At 36.3% G+C, this 5,301-nt stretch carries 6 protein-coding genes and 1 tRNA gene; 2 read left to right on the forward strand and 5 right to left on the reverse strand.

Annotation, left to right across the window (positions count from 1 at the left end; translation table 11 throughout):
* Window positions 1-32 precede the first annotated feature (32 nt).
* A tRNA-Met gene (locus DRF60_RS20620) sits at window positions 33-105 on the forward strand.
* Window positions 106-284: 179 nt separating this feature from the next.
* Here the strand turns inward: DRF60_RS20620 and DRF60_RS20625 are convergent.
* From DRF60_RS20625 to pdxR, 4 genes are all read right to left on the reverse strand, one after another.
* Complete coding sequence (locus DRF60_RS20625; protein ID WP_116015220.1) at window positions 285-1,064, reverse strand: GLPGLI family protein; 780 nt, start codon at window positions 1,062-1,064, stop codon at window positions 285-287.
* Between the two features lie 78 nt (window positions 1,065-1,142).
* On the reverse strand, window positions 1,143-1,400 hold the full coding sequence (locus DRF60_RS20630) for an Ada metal-binding domain-containing protein (RefSeq protein ID WP_116015222.1): 258 nt from the start codon (window positions 1,398-1,400) through the stop codon (window positions 1,143-1,145).
* 2 nt (window positions 1,401-1,402) lie between these two features.
* Window positions 1,403-2,116: a 2OG-Fe(II) oxygenase gene (locus tag DRF60_RS20635; RefSeq protein WP_116015225.1), complete on the reverse strand. Its 714-nt coding sequence runs from the start codon at window positions 2,114-2,116 to the stop codon at window positions 1,403-1,405.
* A gap of 100 nt (window positions 2,117-2,216) precedes the next feature.
* A complete protein-coding gene (gene pdxR / locus DRF60_RS20640; protein ID WP_116015228.1) occupies window positions 2,217-3,665 on the reverse strand; it encodes a MocR-like pyridoxine biosynthesis transcription factor PdxR in 1,449 nt (482 codons plus the stop codon).
* Between the two features lie 91 nt (window positions 3,666-3,756).
* On the opposite strand from pdxR, the gene DRF60_RS20645 reads away from it, so the two are divergent.
* Window positions 3,757-4,203 (forward strand): GNAT family N-acetyltransferase, encoded by a 447-nt coding sequence (locus DRF60_RS20645; RefSeq protein WP_116015231.1) that lies wholly within the window; start codon window positions 3,757-3,759, stop codon window positions 4,201-4,203.
* 448 nt (window positions 4,204-4,651) lie between these two features.
* Here DRF60_RS20645 and DRF60_RS20650 read toward each other — a convergent pair whose 3' ends face one another.
* Window positions 4,652-5,233 carry a hypothetical protein gene (locus tag DRF60_RS20650; protein ID WP_116015234.1) on the reverse strand — a complete coding sequence of 194 codons (582 nt, stop codon included), beginning with the start codon at window positions 5,231-5,233 and terminating at the stop codon, window positions 4,652-4,654.
* Window positions 5,234-5,301 lie beyond the last annotated feature (68 nt).

Below are 5,301 nucleotides of genomic sequence, written 5' to 3' on the forward strand. Positions count from 1 at the left end.
AAGTGCTTTCGGTAAGCACTCTAAAAATACACCGCGGGATGGAGCAGTAGGTAGCTCGTCGGGCTCATAACCCGAAGGTCATCGGTTCGAGTCCGGTTCCCGCTACTAAATTAAATAGAAACCTGTATAACAGCAAGTTATACAGGTTTTTTATGTTATATAATATAGGATCAAGCGCAAAAGTTGGGGGCTAAGCAAAAAGTTTGGCTAATCTGAAGAGAAAAAACGTTCTGTCTTTCACTCCTCTGAGCTGCATTCTGAAGTTTTTTCATTCTTTGCATTCCTTAATCCAGGAAAGTTGTATGACTTTTTATACGATCGGTCATCTTTTTAGTGGTTTCATTTCCGTTTTCGTCAAATATTCTCATATTTCCATTGTAGATGGATGGATTTTCCTGATAGGTTTTTCGTGCTTCCAAGAATTGATTTTTAGATTTTGTCTTGACATTGGTTATATAATGTAAGGGTTCTATTATTTCTTCAGATTTTTTAATATCTGTCGCATAGATCTCAATCGTTCTGTTTTTATTGTATACTTCCAGAACAAGACCGGATAAACCTTTAAATCTGAAAGGTCCGTCAGGGATAGCTATATCGTCAGTGAACCATGCAAAAAAAATTTCGCCTGTATCCGTTGTAGTTCTTGCCAGACGGCTTTTGAAACCTTTGATGTCTTTTTTATCGTTCAGTATTTCCCATTTCAGTTTAGGTTCTTCATAAGTGAAAATATATCTGCCAACAGGCATGGATACTATTAAATTTTCTTTGTTCTTGTAAACACTGCTTACCGACTTGGGATATTTGGGAATGGCTCCATAATTTGTATTGATTGTACCTGTAGTGTTGGTTTCATTAGAATTTCTGTTGTAAAAAGCTTTAGCTTCCCGGCTGTAATAGGACGATTCCAGATTATTGCACAATAGAGTGGAGGAATAAATATTAATCTGGCTTTTATTGATGCTGTCCTGAATGATTTTAGTCTCATAATTCACTTCAATCACCGCTGTTTGGCCATACGTTGAAATAAAACCTAAAACGAGAAACCCAAATGTTTTAATTTTCATGACTGTACATTCTAATAATACAATGGTATTAAAAAATGTGACGTATTATTACAGAATTTCCGAATTTCTATATATTTTTTATGGATGCAGGCAATTTTCCTTTATTTTCCATTGTTTGTATTTTTCCCTCATACAATGTCCGCATGGACGGTAATTATTTTCTAATGCTTCTTTTTCAGATTTAAAAAAGACCCTGTTTTCCTGTTTCATCCTTTTACCGGAGGAGCAGTGGAGTAGTCCGTAAATTTTTAGTTTGCAGTTTCCTCCGAATTTAATTTCCCCGCTTCTGATCCGGCTTCTTAAGGCTGTGGGTGAGAGTTCAATATGCTTCTTCATTTTTAACTGACAGCATCATGAAATATAATTCCCAATGTACAGCGGCTGCCTTCTTTCACCTCACTCACGCCGTGTTTCATATTGACTCTGTAATATCCTTTAGCCCCTTTTTCAGGTTTAAAATTGGTGGTGAAAATCAAAGCATCGCCTTTCTTCGGGTTAATAACTATGGCTTTGGACTGTGCTCTGGGAATCTGCTGGGTAAGTACAAATTCGCCGCCAGTAAAATCTTTTTCAGGCTCACTCAACATCAAAAGAAGTTGAATTGGGAAATAAATATCTCCGTAAAGATCCTGATGTAAAGTATTAAAGCCTCCTTTTCCGTATTTTAAGATTAGAGGAGTTGCTTTCCGCTGGCCGTTATCTTGACACTGCTGAAGTAATGTCGTATGTTCCAATGGAAAATCCAGATCAATCCTCAATGTTTTAAACCATGTATTGGCAACAGGAACGAGATGTGGATATATGTTTGTTCTTATAGTTTGAATAAGATCGGGCAGCGGATAATTAAAATATTTATACTCACCCAGTCCAAAGCGGTGACGTGCCATAACAACGGTTTTGCGATATAAAGCAGTGTTGTCATAATCAGATTTTAATGCTTTGCATTCATTGGCAGATAATAAGCCGGGTACAAGGGCATATCCATTTTGATGCAGAGCTTCAGTGATGATTTGCCAGTCTATACTTTCAATTCTTTGGTTGATGTCATTCATTATTTTACATTTTATAATGCAAATTTCTAAAGTTCATTGCTTTTATAAAATCCGGAACGTGCTGTGTTTTTTTTTTGACAAATTTAAAGTCTATTGATCTTCAGAAACGATCCAAAGCTGTTTTTAAAAAATCTACTGCTGTTTCTAATTCCCTCTCATCCATTGAAGCAAAACCAAACCTGAAAGCATTCAGTTTTTCGTCAGTGCGTAAAATTTTTAAGTGTGGAGTTTCTATTATATGACGTACAGAATATTCAGGTGACAATCTGATCCAGAAAGCCATTCCACCAGATGGCAAAACGTAGGAAATATATGGGCTTAATCTGTTTTTTAATAGGGTATCCAGAAAGTCTCTGCGTTGATGGTAAATCTTTTTTGCCTTTTTAAGATGCCGTTTAAGTTCACCTTCCCTGATCAGAAAAGCCAGTGCATTTTGCATATAGCCGTCACCACCCACGTCGATGATTTTTCGTAATGCCGTGCATTGGTCAATAAAGTTTTTTGGAGCGACCATAAAACCGAGTCTGAGAGAAGGATCTAGGATTTTGGAGAAAGATCCGATATAAATAATATTTCCATTGTGGTTGCTTCCTGCCAGAGGAAGATACGGTGAAGAAGTATAATGGTAGTCATAGTCATAATCATCTTCAATAATTGCGAAAGAATAGGTAGCCGCCAGTTCCTGCAGTTTCATTCTCCTGGCAGCGCTGAGCGTGACTGTGGTAGGATAATGATGATGGGGAATAACGTAAACCGCACTAATCTTTTTCTTTTTACAGATGAGTTCAACAGCTTCGGTGTTTATGCCGTTTTCATCCACAGGTACTTCTGTGAGCTTTGCCCCGGTCTGCTCAAATGCAGCATTGGCAGCCGGATAATTGGGCGATCCTACAATTACATTGGTATCGGGTCCAAGAATAAGCTGCGCAGTCAGATAGATGCTCATCTGTGCACCATGAGTGATCAGTATGTTTTCTGGACCTATATTCAGACCTCTTGTTTCAGAAAGATAATGGACCAGCTCGCCCCGGAGCCTTGAAGTGCCTTGTTCTGTCCCGGTATTGGCATTTTTGATAGTGTGTCTTTTGGATGTGTAAGAACGATAGGTTTTCAAAAGCTCATCAATTGGAGAAAGTCTTACATCCGGATGTCCGTCGTCAATAATGATTTCAGGAAGCAATCCAGAACGTGATTCTTCTATTCCTTCATCAATCTGTCTGAACGGAAGACTGAAACTGTTTTCGTAAGAGGGAATTACATCTTCTTCATTCCATCGTTGGGGCTTCAATAATGGAATACGGTCGGATACGGAAGTGTATTTTCTTGGAATGATCGTAATCCAGCCCTGCGCATGTAATTCATCATAGGCTGCAATGATTGTTTTACGATGTACTCCCAATGTTTTTGAAAGTTCCCTGGTTCCGGGAAGATGATAGCGTGGTTTTAGCACACCGTTTCTTATGGCCGTAATAATAGAAACAGCGATCTGTCTGTAAACTGCAATTTTACTTTCTTTATCAATGTTGATGATGTGTTCAAACGGAAGCATTCTGGACTATCAGTTGTTTATTATCTGGAGTACAAATGTAGTCCTATTTCAAAATACTTTTGTATTGTTAATTTAAAAAATAATTGCAAAAATGAATTACACAATTAAGAAGGCAGGTCTTGAAGATCTTAATGAAACTGCAGAGCTTTTCAACCTTTATCGTATTTTTTACCGCCAGGAATCTGATGTAGAAAAGGGAAAAGAATTCCTTAAAGAAAGATTTCTGAACAATGAATCAGATATATTTCTGGCATTTGCTGATGGAAAAGCAATAGGTTTTGTACAGCTCTATAAATTGTTCCACTATACCAGACTACAGAAACAGTGGCTTTTAAGTGATCTTTTCGTGCATCCAGATTACAGGGGAAAAGGAATCTCTGTAGGACTTATTGATCGAAGCAAAAAATGGTGTGAAGAAACGGGTGCTTGTGGATTGATGCTTGAAACAGAAAAGAACAATGATATTGGAAATGCTCTGTATCCGCGCTGTGGGTTTGAATATGACAGGTTTCACAATTATTATCACTGGTGGAAGTAATACATCGCTATAAAATCATGTCATCATGATACTGTCTCAAAAGTAGTATTACTTCTACAAAATGTATTATTTAATTCTACAGTTTTTTTTTAGCGGGAGACCCTCAAAATCTTACTTTTGTACCGCTCTACTGATCAGGAGACTGGTTACAGAGTTTATTTATGTTTTTAGATCTCCGCCTTATTTTCTACTTTTTTCGAATGTTTTTGATTAGTGCATAACATTCCGGCGGGGATCTTTTTATATCATGCTTTATTTTCATCATGATATAATGATGATTAACGTATTGTATATATTCTAACTAAAAAAGAACTGCATCTGCGGTTCTTTTTATTATTTAAGGCTAAGCAAATAAACATGACAATGTTTCAAGGGTATGGTAATGAATCATATTTAAATAAAAATCCTACTTTAAAAAAGCAGGATTCATTATTATTTAGATTAATATTTATTGAGCCAATTGACCGTAAGGAGTAAGCTTGTTATCTTCGGACATTGTCTGTTCTAAAAACTCTTTTTTCTGGCCACTTTTCATTCTTCCCGCTGCATCATTGGCACTGAAATAAGCTTCACTTAGCTTTGTACTGATTTCTGCCGGTTTGAAATCGAATTTTGTATCCCCTTCCACACCAAGATATCCGTTCTTTCTTGTAAGGTTTGAAATATAATTGTTGTAGTTGATGAATGTATTTCTTAGATACTGTGTATGGTATTCCATACACTTTTTAGCTTTTTTGGAAGAATTGTTAAGAATACAGTTCTTCATATTATTTCTGTACAGAAACCATTCAGATTCTAAAATACCATATTCTTTTCCTAAAGCAGTCTTTCCGTTGGTCACAATATTATTGTCACCTTCCTTATCAGCGATAGTCTGAAGGTGCTTGATGACCAATGGAACAGTGTTTTCGATTTTCGTTTTGGTTTCCTTTAAGATACTGAGATCTGCAGCCGGAGAATTTTTCTTTTGAGCTGTAGTCACATTAAAAATAAGCAGTAATAGTACAATCAATAAGTTATATCTTTTCATGAGAAATTTTTAAAGCACTAAAATAAATATATTTTCTCACTTTAAACAAATACATTTTAATTTTATTT

The organism is Chryseobacterium elymi (assembly GCF_003385495.1).
GTDB classification, from domain to species: Bacteria; Bacteroidota; Bacteroidia; order Flavobacteriales; family Weeksellaceae; genus Chryseobacterium; species Chryseobacterium elymi.